At 67.6% G+C, this 24,929-nt stretch carries 22 protein-coding genes; 10 read left to right on the top strand and 12 right to left on the bottom strand.

Annotated features, from left to right (window positions below):
* Nucleotides 1–252 precede the first annotated feature (252 nt).
* Complete coding sequence (locus KF707C_RS27230; protein ID WP_003457412.1) at nt 253–2,196, top strand: RecQ family ATP-dependent DNA helicase; 1,944 nt, start codon at nt 253–255, stop codon at nt 2,194–2,196.
* 110 nt (nt 2,197–2,306) lie between these two features.
* A complete protein-coding gene (locus tag KF707C_RS27225; RefSeq protein WP_003457409.1) occupies nt 2,307–2,909 on the top strand; it encodes a nitroreductase family protein in 603 nt (200 codons plus the stop codon).
* Nucleotides 2,910–3,046: 137 nt separating this feature from the next.
* On the opposite strand, the gene KF707C_RS27220 is transcribed toward KF707C_RS27225, so the two are convergent.
* Complete coding sequence (locus KF707C_RS27220; protein ID WP_036994679.1) at nt 3,047–3,946, bottom strand: LysR family transcriptional regulator; 900 nt, start codon at nt 3,944–3,946, stop codon at nt 3,047–3,049.
* Nucleotides 3,947–4,049: 103 nt separating this feature from the next.
* Between KF707C_RS27220 and KF707C_RS29985 the strand changes: the two genes are divergently transcribed.
* The 5 genes from KF707C_RS29985 (at nt 4,050) to sstT (ending at nt 9,328) form a co-directional block, all read left to right on the top strand.
* Nucleotides 4,050–4,175, top strand: a complete 126-nt coding sequence (locus KF707C_RS29985) for a hypothetical protein (RefSeq protein ID WP_003457405.1) — start codon at nt 4,050–4,052, stop codon at nt 4,173–4,175.
* 2 nt (nt 4,176–4,177) lie between these two features.
* Nucleotides 4,178–5,968: an acyl-CoA dehydrogenase C-terminal domain-containing protein gene (locus tag KF707C_RS27215; RefSeq protein ID WP_003457403.1), complete on the top strand. Its 1,791-nt coding sequence runs from the start codon at nt 4,178–4,180 to the stop codon at nt 5,966–5,968.
* 57 nt (nt 5,969–6,025) lie between these two features.
* Entirely contained in the window at nt 6,026–7,189 is a 1,164-nt protein-coding gene (locus KF707C_RS27210) for an iron-containing alcohol dehydrogenase (protein WP_003457400.1), read from the top strand.
* 93 nt (nt 7,190–7,282) lie between these two features.
* Nucleotides 7,283–7,726, top strand: coding sequence for an acyl-CoA thioesterase (locus KF707C_RS27205; protein WP_003457397.1), 444 nt, complete (start codon nt 7,283–7,285; stop codon nt 7,724–7,726).
* A gap of 357 nt (nt 7,727–8,083) precedes the next feature.
* Nucleotides 8,084–9,328, top strand: a complete 1,245-nt coding sequence (sstT, locus tag KF707C_RS27200; RefSeq protein WP_003457396.1) for a serine/threonine transporter SstT — start codon at nt 8,084–8,086, stop codon at nt 9,326–9,328.
* 116 nt (nt 9,329–9,444) lie between these two features.
* On the opposite strand, the gene KF707C_RS27195 is transcribed toward sstT, so the two are convergent.
* The 5 genes from KF707C_RS27195 to KF707C_RS27175 form a co-directional block, all read right to left on the bottom strand.
* Nucleotides 9,445–9,843 carry a glycine zipper domain-containing protein gene (locus KF707C_RS27195; protein ID WP_096368067.1) on the bottom strand — a complete coding sequence of 133 codons (399 nt, stop codon included), beginning with the start codon at nt 9,841–9,843 and terminating at the stop codon, nt 9,445–9,447.
* A 119-nt stretch (nt 9,844–9,962) separates the two neighbouring features.
* Complete coding sequence (locus KF707C_RS27190) at nt 9,963–10,451, bottom strand: glycine zipper domain-containing protein (protein ID WP_003451720.1); 489 nt, start codon at nt 10,449–10,451, stop codon at nt 9,963–9,965.
* A gap of 398 nt (nt 10,452–10,849) precedes the next feature.
* A complete protein-coding gene (locus tag KF707C_RS27185; protein WP_003451721.1) occupies nt 10,850–13,171 on the bottom strand; it encodes an FdhF/YdeP family oxidoreductase in 2,322 nt (773 codons plus the stop codon).
* On the bottom strand, nt 13,168–14,013 hold the full coding sequence (fdhD, locus tag KF707C_RS27180) for a formate dehydrogenase accessory sulfurtransferase FdhD (protein WP_036992718.1): 846 nt from the start codon (nt 14,011–14,013) through the stop codon (nt 13,168–13,170). The genes KF707C_RS27185 and fdhD overlap by 4 nt, the downstream gene beginning before the upstream one ends.
* Nucleotides 14,014–14,108: 95 nt before the next feature.
* Nucleotides 14,109–15,005, bottom strand: coding sequence for a LysR family transcriptional regulator (locus tag KF707C_RS27175; protein WP_003451723.1), 897 nt, complete (start codon nt 15,003–15,005; stop codon nt 14,109–14,111).
* Between the two features lie 124 nt (nt 15,006–15,129).
* On the opposite strand from KF707C_RS27175, the gene lysM reads away from it, so the two are divergent.
* Nucleotides 15,130–15,567, top strand: a complete 438-nt coding sequence (gene lysM / locus KF707C_RS27170) for a peptidoglycan-binding protein LysM (protein WP_003451724.1) — start codon at nt 15,130–15,132, stop codon at nt 15,565–15,567.
* Between the two features lie 11 nt (nt 15,568–15,578).
* On the opposite strand, the gene yrfG is transcribed toward lysM, so the two are convergent.
* Nucleotides 15,579–16,250 carry a GMP/IMP nucleotidase gene (yrfG, locus tag KF707C_RS27165; protein WP_003451725.1) on the bottom strand — a complete coding sequence of 224 codons (672 nt, stop codon included), beginning with the start codon at nt 16,248–16,250 and terminating at the stop codon, nt 15,579–15,581.
* A gap of 130 nt (nt 16,251–16,380) precedes the next feature.
* Here yrfG and nudE point away from each other — a divergent pair, with 130 nt between their 5' ends.
* Nucleotides 16,381–16,947 carry an ADP compounds hydrolase NudE gene (gene nudE, locus KF707C_RS27160; protein WP_003451726.1) on the top strand — a complete coding sequence of 189 codons (567 nt, stop codon included), beginning with the start codon at nt 16,381–16,383 and terminating at the stop codon, nt 16,945–16,947.
* On the top strand, nt 16,944–17,765 hold the full coding sequence (gene cysQ / locus KF707C_RS27155) for a 3'(2'),5'-bisphosphate nucleotidase CysQ (protein WP_003451727.1): 822 nt from the start codon (nt 16,944–16,946) through the stop codon (nt 17,763–17,765). The genes nudE and cysQ overlap by 4 nt, the downstream gene beginning before the upstream one ends.
* 59 nt (nt 17,766–17,824) lie before the next feature.
* Here cysQ and KF707C_RS27150 read toward each other — a convergent pair whose 3' ends face one another.
* The 5 genes from KF707C_RS27150 to arcD all read right to left on the bottom strand — a co-directional run bounded on the left by KF707C_RS27150 (nt 17,825) and on the right by arcD (nt 24,860).
* A complete protein-coding gene (locus KF707C_RS27150; RefSeq protein WP_036992719.1) occupies nt 17,825–19,732 on the bottom strand; it encodes a beta-ketoacyl synthase in 1,908 nt (635 codons plus the stop codon).
* A 264-nt stretch (nt 19,733–19,996) separates the two neighbouring features.
* The gene (gene arcC / locus KF707C_RS27145) at nt 19,997–20,929 is read right to left on the bottom strand and encodes a carbamate kinase (protein ID WP_003451730.1); all 933 of its coding nucleotides are present in this window, start codon (nt 20,927–20,929) and stop codon (nt 19,997–19,999) included.
* A gap of 123 nt (nt 20,930–21,052) precedes the next feature.
* A complete protein-coding gene (locus KF707C_RS27140) occupies nt 21,053–22,063 on the bottom strand; it encodes an ornithine carbamoyltransferase (protein ID WP_003451731.1) in 1,011 nt (336 codons plus the stop codon).
* A 101-nt stretch (nt 22,064–22,164) separates the two neighbouring features.
* Nucleotides 22,165–23,415, bottom strand: a complete 1,251-nt coding sequence (gene arcA / locus KF707C_RS27135; RefSeq protein ID WP_003451732.1) for an arginine deiminase — start codon at nt 23,413–23,415, stop codon at nt 22,165–22,167.
* A gap of 17 nt (nt 23,416–23,432) precedes the next feature.
* Entirely contained in the window at nt 23,433–24,860 is a 1,428-nt protein-coding gene (gene arcD, locus KF707C_RS27130; RefSeq protein WP_003451733.1) for an arginine-ornithine antiporter, read from the bottom strand.
* Nucleotides 24,861–24,929: the final 69 nt, after the last annotated feature.

The raw sequence follows: 24,929 nt of genomic DNA, 5'->3' as shown, positions 1-24,929 counted from the left end.
TCCGGGCGGCTTTTTCATTGGTCGCCGCGGAAATTCCGGGTGCTTGGAGTCAAGGGTGGCGTAGGGTGGATGACGCTTTCCCATCCACCGGCGGCGCCTGAACCGGGCTGCGATGCCAGGACCGGGCGATGATGGGCTTCGCTGCGCTCTACGCCATCCTACGCAGGGTCCGGCCGGTGCCTTGCGCCGCCGCGGCGCGGGTGCGTTGCGCTTCGGGCCATGCTCGACAGCCCCCTCATACGGAGTCACGCCATGCCCCTCGCCACCCTCGTCCGCGTCTTCGGCCACGACCGCTTCCGCCCCGGCCAGGAGGCTGCCATCCGCGCCGTGCTGGCCGGGCGCTCGGCGGCGGCCATCTTCCCCACCGGCTCAGGCAAGTCGCTGTGCTACCAGTTGCCGGCGCTGCACCTGCCGCACCTGACCCTGGTGGTCTCGCCCCTGCTGGCGCTGATGCAGGACCAGCTGGCCTTCCTCCATGCCCACGGCATCGCCGCCGCCAGCATCGATTCGGCGCAGAGCCGCGAGGAGACCGCCGAGGTCATGACCCGCGCCCGATCCGGGGAGTTGAAGATCCTGATGATCTCGGTGGAGCGCCTGAAGAACGAGCGCTTCCGCCACTTCATCCGGCAGGTGCCGATTTCCCTGCTGGTGGTGGACGAGGCCCACTGCATTTCCGAGTGGGGCCACAATTTCCGCCCGGACTACCTCAAGCTGCCGGAGTACCAGCGCCAGTTCGGCATTCCCCAGGTCCTGCTGCTGACCGCCACGGCGACGCCCCGGGTGATCGCCGACATGCAGGCCAAGTTCGCCATCGCCGAGACCGACGTCATCACCACCGGCTTCTACCGGCCCAACCTCAACCTGCTGGTGGAGCCCGTGGCCAGTGCCGCCAAGGCCGAGCGCCTGGCCCGCTGGCTGGCCGAGCGGCCGGGACAGGCCGCCATCGTCTACGTCACCCTGCAGAAGACCGCCGAGGAGGTGGCCGAACGCCTGGGCGGCCAGGGCATCGTCGCCCGTGCCTACCACGCCGGCATGCCTTCCGAGGAGCGGGAAGCGCTGCAGCGCCGCTTCATGGCCGGGGAGATCAGGGTGATGGTGGCCACCATCGCCTTCGGCATGGGCATCGACAAGGCCGATATCCGCCAGGTGGTCCATTACGACCTGCCCAAGTCGGTGGAGAACTACAGCCAGGAGATCGGCCGTGCGGGCCGCGACGGCCAGCCTTCGGACTGCCTGGTGCTGGCCAACCGCGACAGCCTCAACGTGCTGGAGAACTTCGTCTATGGCGATACCCCGGAACTTGCCGGCATTCGCCTGGTGCTGGATGAACTGGCCGCGGCGGCACGCTCGGGGGATCGCTGGGAGCTGATGCTCGGTGCGCTCTCGGACCAGAGCAACATCCGCCCGCTGCCGCTCAAGACCCTGCTGGTGCAGCTGGAGCTGCGCGGCATCATCGCGCCGCTCTTCGCCTATTTCGCCGAGTACCGCTTCAAGTACCTGCTGGAGCCCGAGGCGCTGCTGGACCGGTTCGAGGGGGAGCGCCGGCAGTTCGTCCAGGCGCTGGTCAGTACCTCCGCCCGCGCCCGCACCTGGTGCACCGTGGATTTCGACCGGCTCCATCGCGAGCATGCCGCCGAGCGCGCGCGGGTGGTGAAGGCCCTGGATTTCTTCCAGGAGCGGGGCTGGATCGAGCTGGAGAGCAAGCAGATGACCGAGGTCTACGCCCTGCTGCAACCGCACTTCGATCCGGCGACGCTGGCGGCTGAGCTGCACGGCTACTTTCGGCGCCAGGAAGAGAGCGAGATCACCCGCATCCACGCCATGCTGGCGCTGTTCGCCAGCGAGGACTGCCTGAGCGCCCAGCTGGCCCGCTACTTCGGCGACCACGACGCCCCCGACCGTTGCGGCCACTGCTCCGTGTGCCAGGGGCGGGTGGCGCGACTGCCCGAGCCCCCGCCCCTGGCGCCCCTGCAGGGCAGGGACTTCCAGGGACTTTGCGGCGCCTTCATCGCGCGCTACCGGGAGCATCGGGGCGAGGAGCCGGGAGTGGATTGCCTGACCCGGATGCTCTGCGGCATCACGGCACCAGTGTTCACCCGTCTCAAGGCCCGCAGCCTGCCGGGCTTCGCCGCGCTGGACGCCTATCCCTACGCCGAGGTGCGCGACTGGGTCGCCGGGAACCTGGCTTCGGACTGAGGCCTGCAACTGAAATTTCGATGGAACCCATCACTAATCACTGTTGGTCCGGGGTGCTCCGCCTGCTTAGGATGGCGCCCCGGTCCATTGTTCATTGCCAGGAGTCTTGAATGCATATCGATGAAGCCATCCGCAGCCGCCGCGCCGTCAAGGGTTACGACACCGCGCACAGCCTCTCCCGCGAGGAGAAGGACGAGTTGCTGAGGCTGGCCCTGCTGGCCCCCACCGCCTTCAACCTGCAACACGTGCGCCTCGTGGAAGTCAGCGATCCCGAGCTGCGCCAGCGCCTCCGCGCCGTGGCCTGGGACCAGGCCCAGGTGACCGACGCCGCCATGCTGGTGGTGGTCTGCGCACGCCTCGACGCCTGGGAGAAGGACGCCGCCCGCGTCTGGGCCGAGGCCCCGCAGCCGGTGCAGGACTTCATGGCCGGCGCCATCGACACCTACTACCGCGACAAGCCCCGGGTGCAGCGCGACGAGACCATGCGCAGCTGCGGCCTGGTGGCCCAGACCCTGATGCTGGCGGCCCGTGGCCGGGGCCTGGACAGCTGCCCCATGGACGGCTTCGATTTCGACGCCGTGGCCGACCTGATCCGCCTGCCGGAAAACCATGTGATCGGCCTGATGGTGGCCGTGGGCAAGCAGGCCATCGAACCCAAGCCGCGCATCGGCAAGCTGGCCTTCGACGAAGCGGTGATCCGCGACCGCTTCTGACAGGGGGCGTAGGGTGGATGGCGCTTTTCCATCCACCAACAGTGCCCAGCCTGACGTCGATGCTGGACCGGTGAAGCGGGGTCGCGGGTATTCCGGTGCGCACGGCGCACCCTAACGGCCTACGCACCGACCTGGGGTCAGCTCCGTCCTATCGCCATCAGCCGCTCGATGAGCCACTGCAGCGCCTCGTCGTCCTCCCGCTGGGCCACGCTCACCAGGTCGAGGTGGAAGGGCCCCAGGGCGAAGGGCAGGGGATGCACCGCCAGGGGCAGCAGGCCGGCGAAGTGCTGGGCCAGCCGGGTCGGCAGCACCACGGTGAGGTCCGTTCCCACCACGATATGGGCCGCCTGCAGGTAGTTGGGGGTGGTGTAGACGATGTCCCGCGCCAGTCCCTGTTCACCCAGCCACTGATCCACCATGCCCCGGGTCTGGCCACCGTGGACCCAGAGATGGCGCAGCCTCAGGAAGGTCGCCAGGTCCGGCGCCTCCGCCAGGTGCGGATGGTCGCGACGGGCCACCAGGCGCAGGGTCTCGCTCATCCAGCGGCGGCTCGAGAAGCGCGTCGGGATGCCCTCGAAACGCCCCAGCACCAGGTCCAGCTCCCCCTGGTCCAGTGCCTCGGCCGGCAGGCTGGGGGAGAGGTGGCGGACGGCGATCTTCACCCCCGGTGCCTCGTCCGCCAGTTGCCGCAGCAAGGGCGGCATGCAGATCAGCTCCACGTAGTCGGTCACCGCGAGGGTGAAGCGCTGGCGGCTGCGCGCGGGATCGAAGCCCTCGCCCACTACCAGGCTCTGCTCGATCTGTCGCAGCGCCGCGCGGATCGGCGTTTCCAGGGCCAGGGCCCGGGGCGTGGGCTGCATGGCGCGGCCCACGCGGACCAGCAGCGGGTCGCCGAGCAGGTCCCGCAGGCGGTTCAGGGCATTGCTCACGGCCGGCTGGCTGAGGGCCAGGCGTTCGGCGGCGCGAGACACGTTGCGTTCCCGCAGGAGGGCGTCCAGTACCCGCAGGAGGTTGAGGTCGAAATTCGAGGTATTCACGTGGGGAATGCCGCTCATCACAAGACTAAATTTCAAAAATAGTACCGGCTTCCCTAAGGTGTCTGGCGATTTTCTCAACCCGGCGACAACACGAGGAGCGGGCATGGCCCAGAGCGATTTCAGCATCCGCCGCGTCGCCGTGGTCGGCGCCGGCACCATGGGCCGAGGCATCCTCATGAGCCTGGCCGATGCCGACCGGCGTTTCACCGATTTCCACCCGGAGGTTTGACCGTGAGCTACAAGGCCCCTTTGCGCGACATGCGCTTCGTACTCCATGAACTTTTCGACGTATCCGCCCACTGCGCGCTGCTGGGCAACGGTCTGGACCGTGAACTGATCGACGGTGTGCTGGAGGAAGGCGCGCGCTACGCCAGCGAGGTGGTGGCGCCGCTGAACCGCAATGGCGACGAGGAAGGCGTGCGCCTGGAGAACGGCGAGGTGACCACGCCCAGGGGCTTCCGCGACGCCTACCGGCAGTACTGCGACAACGGCTGGGCGAGCATGACCGGGCCCGTGGAGCAGGGTGGCCAGGGCTTCCCGCAGATGGTCGCCTGCAACTTCCACGAGATGCTGATGGGCGCCAACCTGTCCTTCCGGGTCTACTCGGGGCTCACCGAGGGGGCCGTGCTGGCGCTCCGCAAGCACGGCAGCGCGGCGCTCAAGCAGGCCTACCTGGACAAGCTGGTGAGCGGCCGGTGGGCCGGCACCATGTGCCTCACCGAGCCCCAGGCGGGGACCGACCTGGCCCTGCTGCGAAGCCGCGCCGAACCCCTGGCGGATGGCAGCTTCAAGGTCAGCGGCAGCAAGATCTTCATCAGCGGCGGCGAGCAGGACCTGTCGGAGAACATCGTCCATCTGGTGCTGGCGCGCCTGCCGGACGCCCCCGCCGGTGTGAAGGGCATCTCCCTGTTTCTGGTGCCCAAGTTCATCGCCAACGCCGATGGCACGCCGGGCGCGCGCAACGCCCTGTCGTGCGGGGCCATCGAGCACAAGATGGGCATCAGGGGCGCCGCCACCTGCGTGATGAATTTCGATGGCGCCACCGGCTGGCTCATCGGCGAGGCCAACCAGGGCCTGGCCTGCATGTTCACCATGATGAACGACGCCCGCTTCCAGGTCGGCCTGCAGGGCCTCGGTGTTGGCGAGCAGGCCTTTCAGGGCGCCCTGGCCTACGCCCGCGAGCGGCTGCAGTCCCGCGCCCTGAGCGGGCCCGCCATGCCCGACCGGCCGGCGGACGCCATCATCCACCACCCCGATGTGCGGCGCATGCTGCTGACCCAGAAGACCCTGGTGGAAGGCGGCCGCATGCTCGCGGCCTATTGCGCCCGCCAGCTGGACCTCGAACACGGCCATCCGGACGCCACCCAGCGCAAGGCCGCGGGCAAGCGCGCCGCCTTGCTGATCCCCATCGTCAAGGCCTTCCTCACCGACATGGGCCAGGAGGTGGCCAGCCTCGGCGTGCAGGTCTACGGCGGTCACGGGTTCATCCGTGAATGGGGCATGGAGCAGCTGATGCGCGACAGCCGCATCACCCAGCTGTACGAGGGCACCAACGGCATCCAGGCGCTGGACCTGATCCGTCGCAAGCTGATGGGCGACGGCGGCGCCGAGCTGGCCGCCCTGCAGGACGAGTTCGCCGCCCTGGCCGATGCCCAGGCGGGGCGGCCGGAGCTTGCGGAGCTGGCCGGCGCGGTGCTGGCGCGCCTGCAGGAGTGGCGCACCCTCAGCGCCACGCTGCTGGACCGGGTGCGGGAGAACCCCGAGGAGATCGGTGCCGCTTCGGTGGATTTCCTCCAGTACTCGGCCTATGTGTTGTTGGCGGGCTTCTGGTTGCAGGCGGCGGCGCGGGCCCAGGACGCCCTGGAGGCGGGGCGTTCCGAGGCCGACTTCTACCGGGCCAAGCTGCACAGTGCGCGCTTCTACCTGCGCCGCGTGCTGCCCCGTGCCAGCGGCCACCGCGAAGCCCTGCTGGGAGGCGCCGATTGTCTGATGGCGTTGCCCGAGGCGCATTTCGCCTTCTGATGTTCCAGACCGGTGCGCCCCGCCAGCGGGGCGTACCCCCTTACGGGAGGACGTCCCATGCAGCCTTTCAGCTTTGCCACTACCGCCCAGATCCTCTGCGAGTCCGGCGCCGCCCTGCGGCTGGCGGACCTCTGCTTAGAGCGCGGCGCCCGTCGTGTCCTGGTGGTCACCGATCCCGGCATCACCCGCCTCGGCATGCTCGACGACATCCTCGCCGGATTCGCCTCCTGTGCCTGCTCCGTGGCGGTCTTCGATCAGGTCCAGGCCGACCCGCCGGAGGCCGTGGTGCTGGAGGCCGTTGCCCTGGCGCGGGCCCTGGGCGCCGAACTGGTGGTGGGTTTCGGTGGTGGCAGCTCGATGGACGTGGCCAAGCTGGTGGCGCTACTGGCGCACCCGGAATGCCGCCAGGGCCTGGTCGACATCTATGGCGTTGGCAACGCACAGGGGCGACGCCTCCCGCTGGTGCAGGTGCCCACCACGGCGGGTACCGGCTCCGAGGTGACACCCATCGCCATCGTCACCACCGGCGAAACCACCAAGATGGGGGTGGTATCGCCGCTGCTGCTGCCGGACCTGGCGTTGCTGGACGCGGACCTCACCCTCGGCCTGCCGCCGGCGGTGACGGCCGCCACGGGCATCGACGCGATGGTCCATGCCATCGAGGCCTATACCAGCCGCCTGAAGAAGAACCCGCTGTCGGACCTGCTGGCCCGGGAGGCCCTGCGCCTCCTGGCCGGCAACCTCGACGCGGTGGTCGCCGACGGCCGCAACCGCGAAGCGCGGCAGGCGATGCTGCTGGGCGCCTGCCTGGCCGGACAGGCCTTCGCCAATGCCCCGGTGGCGGCGGTGCATGCCCTGGCCTATCCCCTGGGCGGGCACTTCCACATCCCCCACGGCCTCTCGAATGCGCTGGTGCTGCCCCATGTGCTGGGCTTCAACGCCGAGGTCGCCGCGCCGCTCTATGCGGAACTGGCGCCCCTGGTGCTGGGCCGCAAGTTGCGGCCGGGCGATGAGAGGCAGCTCAGCGAGCAGCTGATCGTCGAGCTGGCCGATTTCAGTCAACGCAATGGCCTGCCCACGCGGCTGCGCGATGCCGGCGTCGCCGAGGCGACGCTGCCGCAGCTGGCCCGCGACGCCATGCTGCAACAGCGGCTGCTGGTGAATAATCCCCGCGAGGTGAGCGAGGCCGACGCCCTGGCCATCTACCAGGCCGCTTTCTGACCTTCCTGCAGGAGCCAGCATGCTGGCGAATGCAGCCGTTCGCGAGCAAGCTCGCTCCCACATGACTCGATCCAACCGAACCCAGGGAACACCATGAGCCAACCCCGGCACCTGCGCGGCGACTACCTCCACTTCCAGCCCATCACCACCCGCTGGCACGACAACGATGTCTATGGCCACGTGAACAACGTCGTCTACTACGGCTATTTCGACAGCACGGTGAACGCCTACCTGATCGAGCGGGGCGGCCTGGATATCCACGACGGTGACGTGGTGGGCTTCGTGGTGAGCTCCGCCTGCGACTACTTCGCCTCCATCGCCTTTCCCGACCGCATCGAAGTGGGCTTGCGCGTCGGCAAGCTGGGCAACAGCTCGGTGCAGTACGAGCTGGCGGTGTTCAAGGCCGGCGAGGAGGAGGCCTGTGCGGCCGGGCGCTTCGTGCATGTCTTCGTGGACCGCGCGAGCAACCGGCCGGTGCCGATTCCCGAGTCGCTGCGGCAGGCCCTGGCGGCGCTGGTGGTGCAGGTGCCGGGCTGACGCCATTGGCACGCGGGAAACCCGGGTTCCGATCGGCAGGATGATGCGGGTCCCTCGGCGCCGCTCGGGGCCGGGGCAGCGCCGCCCCTGTGGACAACTTTCACCCAGTCGACCCTAAACGAACGGAATGGCGACATCCGGTGGGCCATTGAGCCCTTCGCACTACCCTTCAGGGGTGTGAATGCGCACAATGCGCGCCAAACTCGAATCGCCCTGTCCGGCTGCGCGGCATCTCGTCCCGCGGCGCGTTGCGCCTTTTCCCCTTGACCTGGGGCATGGCCGGCCGGGCGACATCGGGGTCCAATCTCCACCCGGGGCCGGCCCGTCGTGCGGCCCGAACGTTCAGCGGTACCTGCCATGACCCATGCAAACGGCTCCATCCTGCAACGCTTGAAAGGCACCAGCCTGGTGACCCGGATCATCTTCGGCCTGATCGCCGGCATCCTCCTGGCGGTGGTCTCGCCGGAGTACGCCAGCGCCGTTGGCCTCCTCGGCACGCTCTTCGTCACCGCCCTCAAGGCGGTGGCCCCGGTGCTGGTGTTCATCCTGGTGACCGCCGCCATCGCCAACCACAAGCCCGGCGAGCGCACCCATATCCGTCCGATCCTGGTGCTCTACCTGATCGGCACCTTCTCCGCCGCGGTCGTGGCGGTGCTGGCCTCCAGCCTCTTCCCCTCCAGCCTGACGCTGGCCAGCGCGGCCGCCGACGTGACGCCGCCCGCCGGGATCTCCCAGGTGTTGCTGAGCCTGCTCTCCAGCGCCGTGGCCAACCCGGTGACCGCGCTGATGCAGGCCAATTTCATCGGCATCCTGGTCTGGGCCGTCGGCCTGGGCATTGCCATCCGCCAGGGCAGCGAGACCACCCGCAATGTGTTCAGCGACCTGTCCCACGGCGTTTCCCTGATCGTCCGCGTGGTCATCAGCTTCGCGCCCCTGGGCATCTTCGGCCTGGTGGCGTCGACCCTGGCGGAGAACGGCCTCGGCGTGCTGGGCGGCTACGCCCACCTGCTGGCGGTGCTGCTGGGCTGCATGCTGTTCGTGGCGTTCGTGGTGAACCCGCTGATCGTCTTCGCCAAGATCCGCCGCAACCCCTATCCCCTGGTGTTCACCTGCCTGCGGGAAAGCGGCATCACGGCCTTCTTCACCCGCAGCTCGGCGGCCAACATCCCGGTCAACCTGCAACTGGCGGAAAAGCTCGGCCTGCACGAGGACACCTATTCGGTCTCCATTCCCCTGGGCGCGACCATCAACATGGCGGGTGCGGCCATCACCATCACCGTGCTGACCCTGGCGGCGGTGCATACCCTGGGGATCGCGGTGGACATGCCCACCGCCATCCTGCTCAGCGTGGTGGCGGCGGTCTGCGCCTGCGGCGCCTCGGGCGTGGCCGGTGGTTCCCTGCTGCTGATTCCCCTGGCCTGCAGCCTGTTCGGCATTCCCAGCGACGTGGCGATGCAAGTGGTGGCCGTGGGCTTCATCATCGGCATCCTCCAGGACGCCGCCGAGACCGCGCTGAACTCCTCCACCGACGTGCTCTTCACCGCCGCGGCCTGCATGGCGGCCGGCGAAGTGCGCGAGCCGGTCGCTCAGGCCAGGGTGTAGGAGCCCGCTCCTGCCGCCCTGGCACGCAAGCAAAAAAACGCCGCTTTCCTGTTGAGGGGAAAGCGGCGTCTTTCTGTGTGTGATCGGCGTTACCGGCCAAAGGCCGGCGCTTGCGATCAGTGGCGATGCTTGCGGTGCTTGCGATGGCCGTCGTGGTCATCCTTGCTGAGCTCGGTGGCGATGGCGCCGCCGGCCGCGCCGCCGAGGCCCGCGCCGATCACCGAGCCGGTGGAGCCGCCCAGGGCGCGACCGGCCACCGAGCCGCCCGCGGCGCCCAGGCCACCGCCGATGGCGGCTTCGGTCTTCTTGCCATTCTTCGCGGTCATGGCGCTGCCTGCCGCGCCGCCGAGGCCCGCGCCAATGGCCGCGCCGGTGCTGCCGCCCACGGCGCCGCCGACCACGTTGCCCAGGACACCGCCGAGGCCGCCACCGATGGCGTTGTTGGTGGTCTCACCGGCTACCACGGCCTGGGTGGCCAGCAGGCTGAGGGCGAGGGCGGTTACTGCTTTGCGCATTGCGTGTATCTCCATTTGAATGGGGCGCCTGGCGCCCATGCTGCAGCTCGAGTCGGCAGGGTTTCAGGTATCACAGGAAGAAGCCCGCGGGAGGCGGGCTTCTGTGGTCGAGCAGGGAATCAGTCGTCCCAGTGACGGTGCTTGTGCTTGTGCTTGCGATGGCCCCAGGCGTGTCCGCGGCCGGGATGATCGCGGTAGGAGCGGCGGTAATGGCGATGGTCATCATCCCAGTCGTCATCGTCGTAGCGGTTCTTGTCGCCATAGTGGTTGCCGAGGGCGCCACCCGCGCCACCGCCAAGGGCCGCGCCGATCAGGCCGCCAGTGGTACCGCCCACGGAGCGGCCGACTACCTGGCCGCCGGCGGCGCCCAGTCCGCCGCCGATGGCGGCTTCCGTACGATTGCGTTTCGGTGCCGCGACTGCGCCACCTGCGGCGCCGCCCACGCCGGCGCCGATGGCTGCGCCGGTGCTGCCGCCGACGGCATTGCCGACCACGGAACCCAGGACCCCGCCCAGCGCGCCACCAATACCGGCATCGGTATTGCCGCCGGCAAAGGCGCTGCCACTGGCGAGGCCAAGAGACAGGAGAAGGATCGAGGTGTACTTCATGGTGAGGATCGCCTCAGTGGTTTTGGTGAGGCGATATTTACTGTGGGATTTGTCTTACGCAAGTGTCTGACGACGAAAAACACGAACTTTTATTATTTTTTTTATTGGGCGATTCGACAGAAGAACTTTTTCCCTTCAGGGGAGTCAGAGGCTGGTTGAAACCCCCGCTCCATGCGCGTCTTGCGCTTTCTGGTACTGGCACTTCGCCTAATAAGTTCCCTTTGAAGTTGGAACTTTATATCTCGCTCAAACCCCTGTTTCAAATTATTTCGTGTGAATTAAGTCGCGCTCGAAATAGTTCCCTCTTTTCGTCTGGAAGTGTTCGTTTCCGGCTCTGTTCCCGATAGGCGGCATGACATCCCGAAGGGGAGCATGCGCCAGTCGGGAACGGCGGCCCGCTAGAGGATGCGACCGCTGTCGCGGGCGGCTTCCAGGCGGATGGCCACGAACTTGGAGGTGGGGGTGTAGCTGCCGTCCCCGTAGCTTTCCAGGGGCACCAGCGGATTGGTCTCCGGGTAGTAGGCGGCGGCCTGGCCGGCGGGGATGTCGAAGGCCAGAAGGCTGAAGCCCGATACCCGGCGTTCCACGCCATCGTCCCAGAGTCCCACCAGGTCCACCTTCTGCCCGGGTTCGAAGCCCAGGCGGCGGATGTCGGCCTCGTTGGCGAACACCACCTCGCGCTGGCCGCGCACGCCCCGGTAGCGGTCGTCCAGGCCGTAGATGGTGGTGTTGTACTGGTCGTGGGAGCGCAGGGTCTGGAGGATCAGGTGCGGCTCCTGCCCGGTGCTGCGGACCTTCTCGTGGACCAGATCGTCCGGCAGCCGGTGTGCGGCGAAGTTGGCCCGGCCGCTGGTGGTGTCCCATTGGCGGGCGCTGGCGCTGTTGCCCAGGTAGAAGCCGCCGGGATGCCGGAGGCGCGCATTGAAGTCGGCGAAGCCGGGAATGGTGTCGGCGATCAGCTCACGGATGCGGTCGTAGTGCGCCACCAGCGCCTCCCAGTCCACCGGATGGTCGCCCAGGGTGGCCTTGGCGATGCCGGCGATGATGGCCGGCTCCGAGCGCATTTCCCGTGAGGAAGGTTCCAGCTGACCGTAGGAGGCATGGATCATGCTGAAGGAATCTTCCACGGTGACCGCCTGCGGCCCCTCGGCCTGGCGGTCGATGTCGGTCCGGCCGAGGCAGGGCAGGATCAGCGCGTCCTCGCCGACGGTCAGGTGGCTGCGGTTGAGCTTGGTGCTGATCTGCACGGTCAGCGCGCAGTTTCCCAGGGCCGCATGGGTACGGGCGCTGTCGGGCGTGGCCTGGGCGAAGTTGCCGCCCAGGCCGATGAAGACCCGGGCCTCGCCGCGCAGCATGGCGTTGATCGCCTCCACGGTGTTGTGGCCGTCCTGCCGTGGGACCTTGAAGCCGAACCGCCCCTCGAGGGCGTCCAGCAGGGCCGCTGGCGGCCGGTCGTTGATGCCCATGGTGCGGTCGCCCTGCACGTTGCTGTGGCCGCGCACCGGGCAGAGGCCGGCACCGGGGCGGCCGACGTTGCCGCGCAGCAGTTGCAGGTTGACGATTTCCTGGATGGTGGGCACCGAGTGGCGGTGCTGGGTGATGCCCATGGCCCAGCAGATGATCACCTTGTCGGCGTTGCGGTAGAGGCGCGCGGCGGTCTCGATCTCGGCGAGGTCGAGGCCGGACTGCTGCTGGATCTGCGCCCAGGGCGTGGCATCCACCTCGGCCAGGTAGGCCTCGACGCCGTCGGTATGTTCCGCAATGAAGGCGTGGTCGAACACGGGGTCGGCGCCTTGCGCCCGGGCCTCGCGCTCCCACTGCAGGAGGAACTTGGCCATGCCCCGCAGGGCGGCCATGTCGCCGCCGAGGGCGGGGCGGAAGAAGGCGGTGTTCAAGGGGCGCGAGCCGTTGCTGAGCATCTCCAGCGCGTGCTGGGGATGCTGGAAGCGCTCCAGGCCGCGCTCTTTCAGGGGGTTGAAACAGACCACCTGGGCGCCGCGTTTCACCGCCTCGCGCAGCGGCTCGAGCATGCGCGGGTGGTTGGTGCCGGGGTTCTGGCCGAAGACGAAGATGGCGTCGGCGTGCTCGAAATCATGGAAGGTGACGCTGCCCTTGCCCACCCCGACGCTGAGTCCCAGGCCCACGCCGCTGGCTTCGTGGCACATGTTCGAGCAGTCGGGGAAGTTGTTGGTGCCGAAGGCGCGGACGAACAGCTGGTAGAGGTAGGCCGCCTCGTTGCTGGCGCGGCCGGAGGTGTAGAACTCGGCCTGGTGGGGGCTCTCCAGGGCGTTGAGGTGCCGGGCGACCAGGCTGAAGGCCTCGTCCCAGGACACCGGGACGTAGTGGTCGCTGGCGCGGTCATAGCGCATCGGCTGGGTCAGGCGGCCCTGGTACTCCAGCCAGTAGTCGCTCTGTTCGCGCAGCTGGGTGACGCTGTAGCGGGCGAAAAAGGCGGCGTCCACCCGACGCTTGGTGGCTTCCCAGTTGACCGCCTTGGCGCCGTTCTCGCAGAACTTGATGCGGCCGTCCTCGGGGGAGTCGCCCCAGGCGCATCCGGGGCAGTCGAAACCGCCGTTCTGGTTGGTCTTGAGCAGCGCGCGGAGGTTCTTGAACGGCTGTTTGCTGTCCAGCCAGAAGCGGGTGACGCTCTTCAGCGCGCCCCAGCCGGCGGCGGCGCCCTTGTAGGGTTTGTAGCGGGGATCGACGGGTTGCAGGCTCATGGGGTCGGGACTTCGCGTGGCGGCGCCGGGCTGTAGACCCGTGGGGCGCTGTGGTGGGGCAGGTGGATGAGGTTGAGGTGGTGACGGCGCGCCCATTCCACGGTGAGGGTGGTGGGTGCGGAGAGGCTGACCAGGGTGGAGAGGCCCGCGCGCACCGCCTTGTGGATAAGTTCCAGGCTGCAGCGGCTGGTGACCACGGCGAAACCCGCACGCGGGTCCAGGCGCTGGCGCAGCAGGGCGCCGACCAGCTTGTCCAGGGCGTTGTGGCGGCCGATGTCCTCGCGGCAGAGGCGCAGTTCGCCCTCGTCGTCGACGAACAGCGCGGCGTGCAGGGCGCCGCTGCGCCGCGCCAGTTCCTGGGCTTCGTTGATGCGCTGGCGCAGGTTCACGAAATGCCGGGCCGGTGGCAGGGGTGCCGGCTCCAGCGCCGGCAGCCGGGGCAGCGCCTGCTCCAGGGCTTCCACGCCACAGAGGCCGCAGCCGGTGGTGCCGGCGAGGTTGCGGCGCTGTTCCTTGAAGGACCAGAAGGCGCGATTGCCGATGTCCACCTCGGCGTGGAGGGCGATGCCTTCGCCTTCCAGCTGGATGTCATAGATCTCGTCGATGGATTGCACGACGGCGTTGCTGAGGCTGAAGCCGGCGACGAAATCCTCCAGGGATGTGGGGGAAACCATCATCACGGCGTAGCTGATGCCATTGTAGGAAATGGCCAGGGCGCACTCTTCGGCGAGGCTGGCCGTTTCCACCTGGCCCTCGCCGCCCAGTTCGACGAAGCGGTAGGTGGTGGCGTCGGAGGGTGCCTGCTCAGCGGTTTGGCGGTGCTTGGAGTCGGTGCTGGACATGGTGGTGTCGCTGCGGCGGATTGACTCAGCCATCCTAGGCCCCGCAGCGAGGGGCGTCTAATCGCTAGCACCGATGTGGTGATCGAGCGCGTTTATCAGGCCTTGCTGTCCAGGCCCAGCAAGGCCTTGGCTTCGGCGAAACAGGCGTCGGCCAGGGCGGAGCGGGGGGCGCTGCGGCGCAGGATCAGGCCCAGGGGCGCGAGGGTGCGGGCGTCCTCGATGGGCGTCAGGGCCAGGTGCTCGGTGAAGTCGTCCAGGCCGCTGTCCAGGGGCATGATGGCGCAACACAGGCCGGCGCTGACGGCCCGCAGCAACTGGTGGACGGCGTCGGTTTCCAGCTTCGGCTGGGGCGACAGGCCCCGGCTGCGGAAGCCGTGGTCGATGGACTGGCGAAAGTGCATGCCACCCGAGAGCAGGCCCAGGGGCAGGTCCACCAGGGTCTCCCAGGCCAGGGCCGGCGTCGCGAAGCTGAAGTGGCGGCGGTCGTGAAGCAGGCCCATGCGGGTCTGGGCCAGTTCCAGGCTTTCGAAGTGCGTGCGGTCCAGGCGGTCCAGGTAGGACAGGCCCAGGTCCAACTGGTTGCGCGCCAGGCCTTCGAGCACCTGCTCGGAACTCAGCGAGTGCAGTTGGAAGCGCAGGTTGGGGTGGGGCCCGGAAAAGGCTTCCACCAGCCGCATGGGGTCGAAACCGGCCAGGGGCACCATGCCCAGGCGCAGGGTGCCCACCAGTTGGCCACGGCAGGCCGCCGCCTCGGCGTAGAGGCCATCGTGGGCGGCCAGCAGCGTCCGGGCCCAGGCCAGCACGCGCTCGCCGGCGTCGGTGAAGCCTTCGAAGCGCTGGCCACGGATCACCAGTTCCAGGCCGAGCTCCTCCTCCAGGCTGCGCAGGCGCATGGACAGGGTCGGCTGGGTAACGTGGCAGCGGGCCGCCGCCTGGCCGAAATGGCGGGTCTCTTCGAGGGCGATGAGGAATTTCAGCTGCTTGATGTCCATGTCGCCTCCTGGGAATACCGGGCGATTCTAGCCTGTCGTCCAGCCACCGCGCCGATTCGCCAGCGCTGTCTAGACTTCAGGGTCCGGGCGCGCCGCGCCCTTCAAGGGAACGAGAGGAACCGTCATGAGCATCTTCGCCTTTGTCAAAGAAGCGGGTGTGAAACTCTGGGAATCACTGGTGGGCCAGGAAGCTCAGGCCGCCGAGTCGCTCAAGGAACACGTGGCCAAGGTCGGCCTGGGCAACCCGGCCATCCAGGTCGCGGTGGAGGGGGAGAAGGTGGTGGTCAGCGGCGAGGTCGCGTCCCAGGAGGAGAAGGAGAAGATCCTCCTGGCCCTGGGCAATGTCGAAGGCGTCGGCGAGGTGGAGGATCGCATCAGGGTTTCGGCGCCAGCGCCCGCCGCGCGCTTCGTCACGGTGAAAAAGGGCGACACCCTGAGCGCCATCGCCAAGGCCGAGTACGGCAATGCCAATGCCTATATGAAGATCTTCGAGGCCAACAAGCCGATGCTCAGCCACCCGGACAAGATCTACCCGGGGCAGGTGCTGCGCATTCCCGAGTAAGGCTCCCCGGGCTAGGGCGTCTGGAGGTCCTCGATCAGTGGCCGGTAGCTGTCCACCGCGGCGAACTCCTCGGTGTCCTTCGGCCCCTTGCGGCTGTCCGGTTCGCGCACCGCCAGCAGGTGGGCCACGCCGTAGCGCCCCGCGCTGCGCAGGATCGGCAGGCTGTCGTCGATGAACAGGCTGCGGGCCGGGTCGAAGCCGAAGTCGGCTTGCAGGGCGTGCCAGAACTGCTGGTCCTCCTTGGGGAAACCGTAGTCGTGGGAACTGATGAGGCGATCGAACCAGGAGGCCAGCTGGACCCGTTCCATCTTCAGCGACAGGGAGTCGCGGTGGGCGTTGGTGATCAGCGCCACGCGCTTGCCGGCCTCGCGCAGGGCGCCGAGGAAGCGTTCGGCTTCGGGGCGCAGGGCGATGAGGTGGGCCACCTCGCGCTTGAGGTCGCGGATCGACAGCTTCAACTCGCGGCTCCAGAAGTCCGTGCAGTACCAGTTCAACTGTCCGGCGTTGTCGCGGAACAGCGGCAGCAGTTCGGCGTCCGCCAGTTCGCGGCTGACGCCGTGGTGCTCGGCGTAGCGTTGCGGCAGGTACTCCATCCAGAAGTGGTTGTCGAAGTGCAGGTCGAGCAGCGTGCCGTCCATGTCCAGCAGGACGGTGTCGATTTCGCTCCAGGGCAGTCGCGGCATGTCGGGATAGGTTCCGGAAGAGGTGGCTGTCGCCCATGCGTCACGCGGGGTCGCCGCCGTGCAATCTCCGGCGGGGACAATGGGCAAAGGCGGGGTATGATAACCCGCCGGTCATGCCAAGGAGTCCCCCATGCGCCATAAGCCCACGGTGCTCGCTCGCGAAATCGTCGCCAGCAGCCGCCTGTTTCGTGTCGAGGAGCTGCAGCTGCGCTTCGCCAACGGCGTCGAGCGCACCTACGAACGCCTGGTGGGCAAGGGGGCAGGCTATGGCGCCGTGATGGTGGTGGCCATGGCGGACGACGCGCATGTGCTGCTGGTGGAGGAGTACTGCGCCGGCACCGACGATTACCAGTTGTCGCTGCCCAAGGGGCTGATCGAGCCGGGCGAGGACGTGCTCGCCGCCGCCAACCGCGAACTCAAGGAAGAGGCGGGGTTCGGTGCCCGGCGGCTGGAGTACATCACCGAGCTGTCCCTGTCCCCCGGCTACATGAGCCAGAAGATCCAGGTGGTGCTGGCCCGGGACCTCTACGAAGAGAGCCTGCCGGGCGACGAGCCGGAACCGCTGCGGGTCGACCGCATCAGCCTGCGGGAGCTGTCCAGCCTCGCCCAGCACCAGCAGTTCAGCGAGGGCCGCGCCCTGGCGGCGCTCTACCTGGTCCGCGATATCCTGACCCAGCGTGGGGAGTACCAGCCATGAGCCATCCCCTGCTTCCCGCCGTCGTCGACCTGGTGCGCCAGGCCGGCGCGGCGATCCTGCCTTACTGGCGCTCCGACCTCGCGGTGACCGAGAAGGCCGACGCCTCCCCCGTGACCGCAGCCGACCTGGCCGCCCACCAGGTGCTGGCGGTTGGCCTCGCGGCGCTGGACCCGACCATTCCGGTGCTGTCCGAGGAAGCCGCCGATATTCCCCTGAGCGAGCGCGCCGGCTGGCAGCGCTGGTGGCTGGTGGACCCCCTGGACGGTACCAAGGAGTTCATCGCCGGCAGCGAGGAGTTCACCGTCAACGTCGCCCTGGTGGAGGACGGCCGCGTGGTCTTCGGCGTGGTCGGCATGCCGGTGACCGGTCGCTGCTACTTCGGTGGTGCCGGCCTGGGGGCCTGGCGGGCGGAGGCGCGGGGCGAGGCGCAGGCGATCAGCGTACGCATCGCGCCGGACGAAGCCTTCACCCTGGTGGCCAGCAAGCGCCATTCGAGCCCGGCCCAGGAGCGGCTGCTGGCCGGACTGGGTGAGCGTTTCGGCGACCTCCAGCTGGCCAATATCGGCAGCTCGCTGAAGTTCTGCCTGCTGGCCGAGGGCGCCGCGGACTGCTACCCGCGCCTGGCGCCCACGTCCCAGTGGGACACGGCGGCGGCCCAGGGCGTGCTGGAGGGGGCCGGCGGCGAGGTGCTGGACCTGGCCGGAGAGCCCCTGGCCTACGAGGCCCGGGAAGGCTTCCTCAACCCGTCCTTCCTGGCGCTGCCGGTGGCGGCCGAGTGGCGTGCGGAGCTGATCCAGCTGGCGCGCGCGCTGGACTGATTCGCCTGCCATGCAAAAGGGCCCCGAGGGGCCCTTTTTCGTTAAGCCGGGTTTCCGGCTCAATCGAGCATGTCGGCGAAGCGCTCGTCCTTCCTGAAGCGCAGCGGCTGGCTGAAGCCGGGCACCTGGATGCCGTCGGTACCCAGTTCGATCTGCTGGTCGTCGATCAGGTCGTTGCCGAAGTTGTAGATGATGTCCAACTGGCCCAGCCGCGCGTTGCGGTCGTACTCCTCGGCGTTGGCGCGGGTCTGTTCGCGTTTGGCCAGGTAGGCGGCGAAGGCGGCCTCGCCGTGGCGTTTTTTCAGCATCTTCTCGGTCTGGCGCGGCGACAGGATGACGCCGGTGGCGTTGTTGCCGCCAAAGCCCTTGGAGTTGATGAAGCAGACATCCATCTGGCGGTCACCCAGCACCAGGTCGCGGGTGGACAGGGACAGGTGCTCGCGGAAGACGTCGTCGGCTACCCGGTCGATGGTCTTGATGCCCGGCAGGATGCCGTACTTGAAGGTGCCGAGGGCGGCGATCACCTGGTCGCCACTGGCGGTGGCCAGGGAGTGGCCGACGAAAGCCTTGACCGCCGCGATGGGCCAGCCCTCGATGCCGAAGGCGCCGGCGACGCGATCCAGCAGTTCGGACTCGGTGACGCGGTTGGCCGGGGTGCTGGAGCCGTGGGCGTGGACGAAGCTGCGCTCGCGCACACCCTCGATACCGACCAGCTGGCTGGCGGCGGCCACGGCCTTGGCCAGGGTCAGGTAGTTGCCCGGACCGGGGGCGGAGATGGATTTCTTGAAGCCGTCGGCGTTGATGAAGACGTCGGTGGCGGCGCCGTGGATATCGGCGCCCAGCTCCAGGGCCAGGGCGTCGTCCATCAGCACGATGTACTGGCTGGACTCGGCCAGGGTGAAGCCGCAGTTCTCGCCGAAGGGACGGCTGGCGCGGCGGAAGTCCACGTCCTCGCGGCCGCCGACCTGGCGCAGGCCTTCCTCGGTGGCCAGGGCGCCCATGGCGCCGTAGCCCTCGATGCACTCCTGGGTGATGGGGGCTTCGGCATTGCCCACCAGCACCACACGGGCGCGCCCGGAGGTGATGCACTCGATGCCTTTCTGCAGGTTGTAGAGGAAGGTGGCGCACGCGCCGGTGACGCTGCCGGTGGTGCCGACGCTGCCCAGCACGTAGGCGTTGATGAAGTCGGCGGGCATGGTGTTCAGGCCCAGGGGCAACTGCTTGGCGCTGACCCGGCCGCCCTTGAGGCGGGACTGCATCAGGCCGCCGAAGCCGTTTTCGTCCAGCTGGCTCATGATGCTGCCGGAGAACACCGCGATCTCATCGGGCTGGATGTGGTCGACGATGCTTTTCCAGGGCAGGCCGATGGAGCGGATGGCGTCGGTGGCGGCCACCACGGACATCTGCAGGCCGCGCGGGTGGAAGCGGGAGTTGTACAGCTCGCCCGGCTCGAAGCCGGTGGGCAGCTGGCCGGCGGACTTCACCGGCAGTTCGCGGTAGCTGTCGACGCGGACGTCGACGCCGCCTTCGAGGGTGACGCGGACTTCACCGTTGTCCAGGGGCTCGACGCTCCAGCTGGCCGGCAGCGGCTCGGGCAGTTGCTTGCGCGAGGTGACGAAGCCCAGCGGCTGGCCATCGACGCCGGCGAGGCTGAGGTTCTTCTGCCAGTAGGCGGCGTCCACGTCCAGATGCTGCTTCTCGATGCGGCGCACCAGGGTGCTGTCGAGGATTTCTCGGGCGTAGCGGGATTCGATCTCGGCGAGGGTCAGGGGCTCGCCCTCCGGGCTGCGGTACTGGCCGTCCACCACGGTGATCCGCTTCATCAGCACCGCGAGGCCGGCCAGGGTTTCCTGGCGGGACTGGGCGTCGAGGGTCTCGATCACGAGACGACGGAAACCGTGGTGGAACGAGCTTCGCCCGGCCGCGTTGTAGCCACCAAAACCCACAATCACTGGAAGTCGGGACATCTTTCGGGAACTCCTCAAATAGATCCGCTCAGGCGTCAGGCCCTCCCTCGCCGCGGGTGCCGCAGGTCGGGGCGGACAGGCGCAGGGACAAGGAAGACGGGCCAGGTGGCATGAGCCAGGTGGCAGCTCGAATGAAAAGGGATGTGTACCTGACGCAGAGCATGACTATCAAGTCACGCCTTTGGTCATTCGGCGGGCGAGCGGCGAGGGGCGCAGAGGACTTTCTCGGGGGCGAATGCACTCGCCCCCGAGGCGTGCTGACGGTCAGCGGTACTGGATACCGGCCTTGCGGGTGCTGACGCGGGTACCGGAGGTGCCCTGGGTGATGGCGACGATATTCTCCAGTGAGCCGATCACCGCGTCCTTGCCGGTGTTGCGGGCGAACTCGATGGCCGCCTGGACCTTGGGTCCCATGGAGCCGGCGGCGAAGCCGAGGCGCTCCAGTTCGTCCGGGTGCCCCTGGGCGATGGCCTTCTGGGTGGGTTTGCCCCAGTCGATGTAGGCCGCGTCCACGTCGGTGGCGATGATCAGCAGGTCCGCCTCCAGCTCCTGGGCCAGCAGGGAGGAGCAGAGGTCCTTGTCGATCACCGCCTCGACGCCGGACAGCACCTTGCCGGACGCGTCGTACATGGTCGGAATGCCGCCGCCGCCCGCGCAGATGACGATGGTGCCTTTCTCCAGCAGCCATTTCACCGGGCGGATCTCGAAGATGCGCTTGGGCCTCGGGCTGGCCACCACGCGGCGGAACTTGTCGCCGTCGGGGGCGATGCTCCAGCCCTTCTCCCTGGCCAGGGCCTCGGCCTCCTCTTTCGAGTAGACCGGCCCTATGGGCTTGGTGGGGTTCTTGAAGGCCGGGTCCTGCGCATCCACCTCCACCTGGGTCAGCAGGGTGGCGAAGGGCACTTCGAAGGGCAGCAGGTTGCCCATTTCCTGCTCGATCATGTAGCCGATCATGCCTTCGGTCTCGGCGCCCAGCACGTCCAGCGGATAGGGGGAAACCTGTTCATAGGCGGCCCCCTGCAGGGCCAGCAGGCCCACCTGGGGGCCATTGCCGTGGGCGATCACCAACTCGTTGCCAGGCGCCACCTTGGCGATCTGCTCGGCGGCGATGCGGACGTTGGCGCGCTGGTTGTCGGCGGTCATGGGTTCGCCACGGCGCAGCAGGGCGTTGCCGCCCAATGCGACGACTATTCGCATGGTTGTTCTCCTAGCATGGCGGAGGGCAAGGGCCGGGACCGTCCTCTCGACCCGTGCATCGAGCAGGCCGCTCGCGACCCTCACCCCCGGCCCCTCTCCCAGAGGGAGAGGGGAGGGTTGAGGTCAGACGTCGGCGAGGGTCGAGACAAGAATCGCCTTGATGGTGTGCATGCGGTTTTCCGCCTGCTCGAAGGCGATGTTGTAGGGGGACTCGAACACGTCCTCGGTGACTTCGATGCCGTTCTTCAGGTTCGGATACTGCTCGGCGATCTGCTTGCCGACCTTGGTTTCGCTGTTGTGGAACGCCGGCAGGCAGTGCATGAACTTGGTCCGGGGGTTACCGGTGGCCTTCATGATGTCCATGTTCACCTGGTAGGGCAGCAGTTCCTTGATGCGCTCGCCCCAGGCCTCCACCGGCTCGCCCATGGAAACCCAGACATCGGTGTGGACGAAGTCCACGCCCTTGACGGCTTCCTTCGGGTCTTCGGTGAGGGTGATGCGGGCACCGCTTTGTTCGGCGAACTTCCGGCAGGCGGCGACGTGCTCGTCGGAGGGCCAGAGGGCCTTGGGCGCGGCGATGCGCACGTCCATGCCGAGCTTGGCGCCGATCAGCAGCAGGGAATTGCCCATGTTGTTGCGGGCGTCGCCCAGGTAGGCATAGCTGATCTCGTGCAGGGCCTTGTCGCTGTGCTCGCGCATGGTCAGCACGTCGGCGAGCATCTGGGTCGGGTGGTACTCATCGGTGAGGCCGTTGAACACCGGGACGCCGGCGTAGCTGGCCAGTTCTTCGACGATCTCCTGCTTGAAACCGCGGTACTCGATGGCGTCGTACATGCGGCCGAGTACGCGGGCGGTGTCCTTCATGCTCTCCTTGTGGCCGATCTGCGAGGAGTTGGGGTCGATGTAGGTGACGTTGGCGCCCTGGTCGTAGGCGGCCACCTCGAAGGCGCAGCGGGTGCGGGTGGAGGTCTTCTCGAAGATCAGCGCGATGTTCTTGCGCTTCAGGTGCTGTTGCTCGGTGCCGGTGTATTTGGCGCGCTTCAGGTCGCGGGAAAGGTCCAGCAGGTAACGCAGCTCGCGGGTGCTGTGGTGCATCAGGCTGAGCAGGTTACGGTTGTGCATGTTGAAGGCCATGATTCTTTCTCCTTGTGGGCAGTTTGAAACCTGGCCCCGTCAGAACAGCTCGTGGCTGGCGGGGCGGCGGCTCCGGGTGGGAGCCGCCGTTGGGGATGGGATCAGTAGTCGATCGGATCGCGGAGGATCGGGCAGGTCATGCAGTGGCCACCGCCACGGCCGCGGCCGAGTTCGCTGGCGCTGATGGTCACCACCTCGACGCCGGCCTTGCGCAGCAGGGTGTTGGTGTAGGTGTTGCGGTCGTAGCCGACCACCACGCCGGGCTCCAGGCAGACCACGTTGTTGCCGTCGTCCCACTGCTCGCGCTCGGCTTCGAAGGCGTCACCGCCGGTCTGCACCACGCGCAGTTGCTTGAGGCCGAGGGATTCGGCCACCACCGAGATGAAGTCCTTCTCCTCGCGGCGGATGTCGATGCCGTAGGGGCGGCTCTCGTCCGGGCGCAGTACGAAGGGCACGATCTCGCTCACCACTTCCGGGAAGACGGTGACCAGGTCGCGGTCGCAGAAGGTGAACACGGTGTCCAGGTGCATGGCGGCGCGGGACTTGGGCAGCCCGGCGACCACGACCTTCTCGGCGGCACCCTTGGCGAACAGCGACTGGGCCAGTTGGCCGATGGCCTGGCGGGAGGTCCGCTCGCCCATGCCGATCAGCACCACGCCGTTGCCGATGGGCATCACGTCGCCCCCTTCCAGGGTGGACATGCCGTGGTCCTTGTCCGGGTCGCCGTACCAGACCTCGAACTCGGCCCCGGTGAAGACCGGGTGGAACTTGTAGATGGCGCTGGTGAGCAGGGTCTCCTGGCGTCGCGCCGGCCAGTACATCGGGTTCAGGGTCACGCCGCCGTAGATCCAGCAGGTGGTGTCGCGGGTGAACTGGGTATTGGGCAGCGGCGGCAGGATGAAGCTGGAGTGGCCCAGGTAGTCCCGGTACATCTTGATGGCGCTGACGCCTTCGCTTTCCGGCAGGTCGGACCCGGCGACGCCGCCGATGAGGAACTCGGCGATCTTGCGCGGCTCCAGCCCTTCGATCCAGGAGCGCACCTCATTGACGAGGCCGACACCCACCTGGTCGTTGGTGATCTTGCGATCGAGGATCCACTTCAGGGCGTCCTTGTTCTGCACGATGTCGGTGAGCAGGTTGTGCATCTCCAGGACATCGACACCACGCTCGCGCATCTTGGTGACGAAATCGAAATGATCGCGCTTGGCCTGGCTGACCCAGATCACGTCATCGAACAGCAACTCGTCGCAGTTGTTGGGGGTAAGGCGTGTGTGGGCGAGCCCCGGCGAGCAGACCATTACCTTATGCAATTTACCGGCTTCGGAATGAACGCCGAGTTTGACTTTGGACATGGCAGGTCTCCTTGGGGTTACAGGGTCAGGAAGCCGTCGTAGAGGCCATAGGCCGCCACGAGCGCGCCGATGACCACGGCGGCGAAGATCAGCTTCTCGACTGGGGTGAACACGGGTTGGCCGAGCTCCTTCTTGGCCTTGGCGAACAGGATCGCGCCCGGGGCGTAGAGCAGGGCGGAGAGCAGCAGGTACTGCACGCCCGCCGCGTAGACCAGCCAGACCGCATAGATCACGGCGACCAGGGCGATGACCAGGTCCTTGCCGCGTTCGCCGGGTGCCTGCTCGTAGGTTTCGTGGCGCCAGGCCAGCAGCAAGGCATAGGCCGCGGACCAGAAATAGGGCACCAGGATCATCGAGGTGGCCAGGTAGAGCAGGCTGAGGTAGGTGGAGGCGTTGAACAGGGTGACGATCAGGAACAGCTGGATCAGCCCATTGGAGAGCCACAGGGCGTTGGCCGGAACCCGGTTGGCGTTCTCCTTGCGCAGGAACTCCGGCATGGTGTGGTCGCGGGCGCTGGCGAAGAGGATTTCCGCGCAGAGCAGGGTCCAGGACAGCAGCGCACCAGCCAGGGAAACGATCAGCCCGACGCTGATCAGCACGGCGCCCCAGTGGCCGACCACGCTCTCCAGCACGCCGGCCATGGACGGGTTCTTCAGGCCGGCCAGCTGGGCCTGGGCCATGATGCCCTGGGACAGCACGTTGACCAGCACCAGGAGCAGCAACACGCCGACGAAGCCGACGACCGTGGCCTTGCCCACGTCGCTGCGCTTCTCCGCGCGGGCGGAGAAGATGCTCGCGCCCTCGATGCCGATGAAGACCCAGACGGTGACCAGCATCATGTTGCGCACCTGGTTCATCACAGTACCCAGGTCGCTGTTGCCGGCACCCCAGAAATCGGAGGTGAAGACGTCCAGCTTGAAGGCGATCGCGGCGATGACGATGAACAACGCCAGGGGCACCATCTTGGCGATGGTGGTCAGGGTGTTGATGAAGGCCGCTTCCTTGATCCCGCGCAGTACCAGGAAGTGCAGGAACCAGAGCAGCACCGAGGCGCAGATGATGGCCATCAGCGTGTTGCCTTCGCCGAAGACCGGGAAGAAGAAGCCCAGGGTGCTGAACAGCAGCACCATGTAGCTGACGTTGCCGATCCAGGCGCTGATCCAGTAGCCCCAGGCGGAAGAGAAACCCATGTAGTCGCCGAAGCCGGCCTTGGCGTAGGCGTAGACACCGCCGTCGAGCGTGGGCTTGCGATTGGCCAGGGTCTGGAACACGAAGGCCAGCATCAGCATGCCGACGCCGGTGATCAGCCAGCCGATCAGGGTCGCCCCTGCGCTGGCGCTGGCGGCGATGTTCTGTGGCAGCGAGAAAATACCCCCGCCCACCATGGAGCCGACGACGAGTGCGATCAGCGCGCCTAGTCGAAGTTTGTCAGACGATTCAGACATATTTACCTCCATCCGGAGTAGGAACTGCGCTTATTGAGCGCGTGGTCCAGTCACAGCGTTCTGATCTAG

The organism is Pseudomonas furukawaii (genome assembly GCF_002355475.1).
In the GTDB taxonomy this organism is placed as follows: domain Bacteria; phylum Pseudomonadota; class Gammaproteobacteria; order Pseudomonadales; family Pseudomonadaceae; genus Metapseudomonas; species Metapseudomonas furukawaii.
Note: the sequence above shows the minus strand (reverse complement) of the source record. Positions and strands in the feature narration are given on the sequence as shown.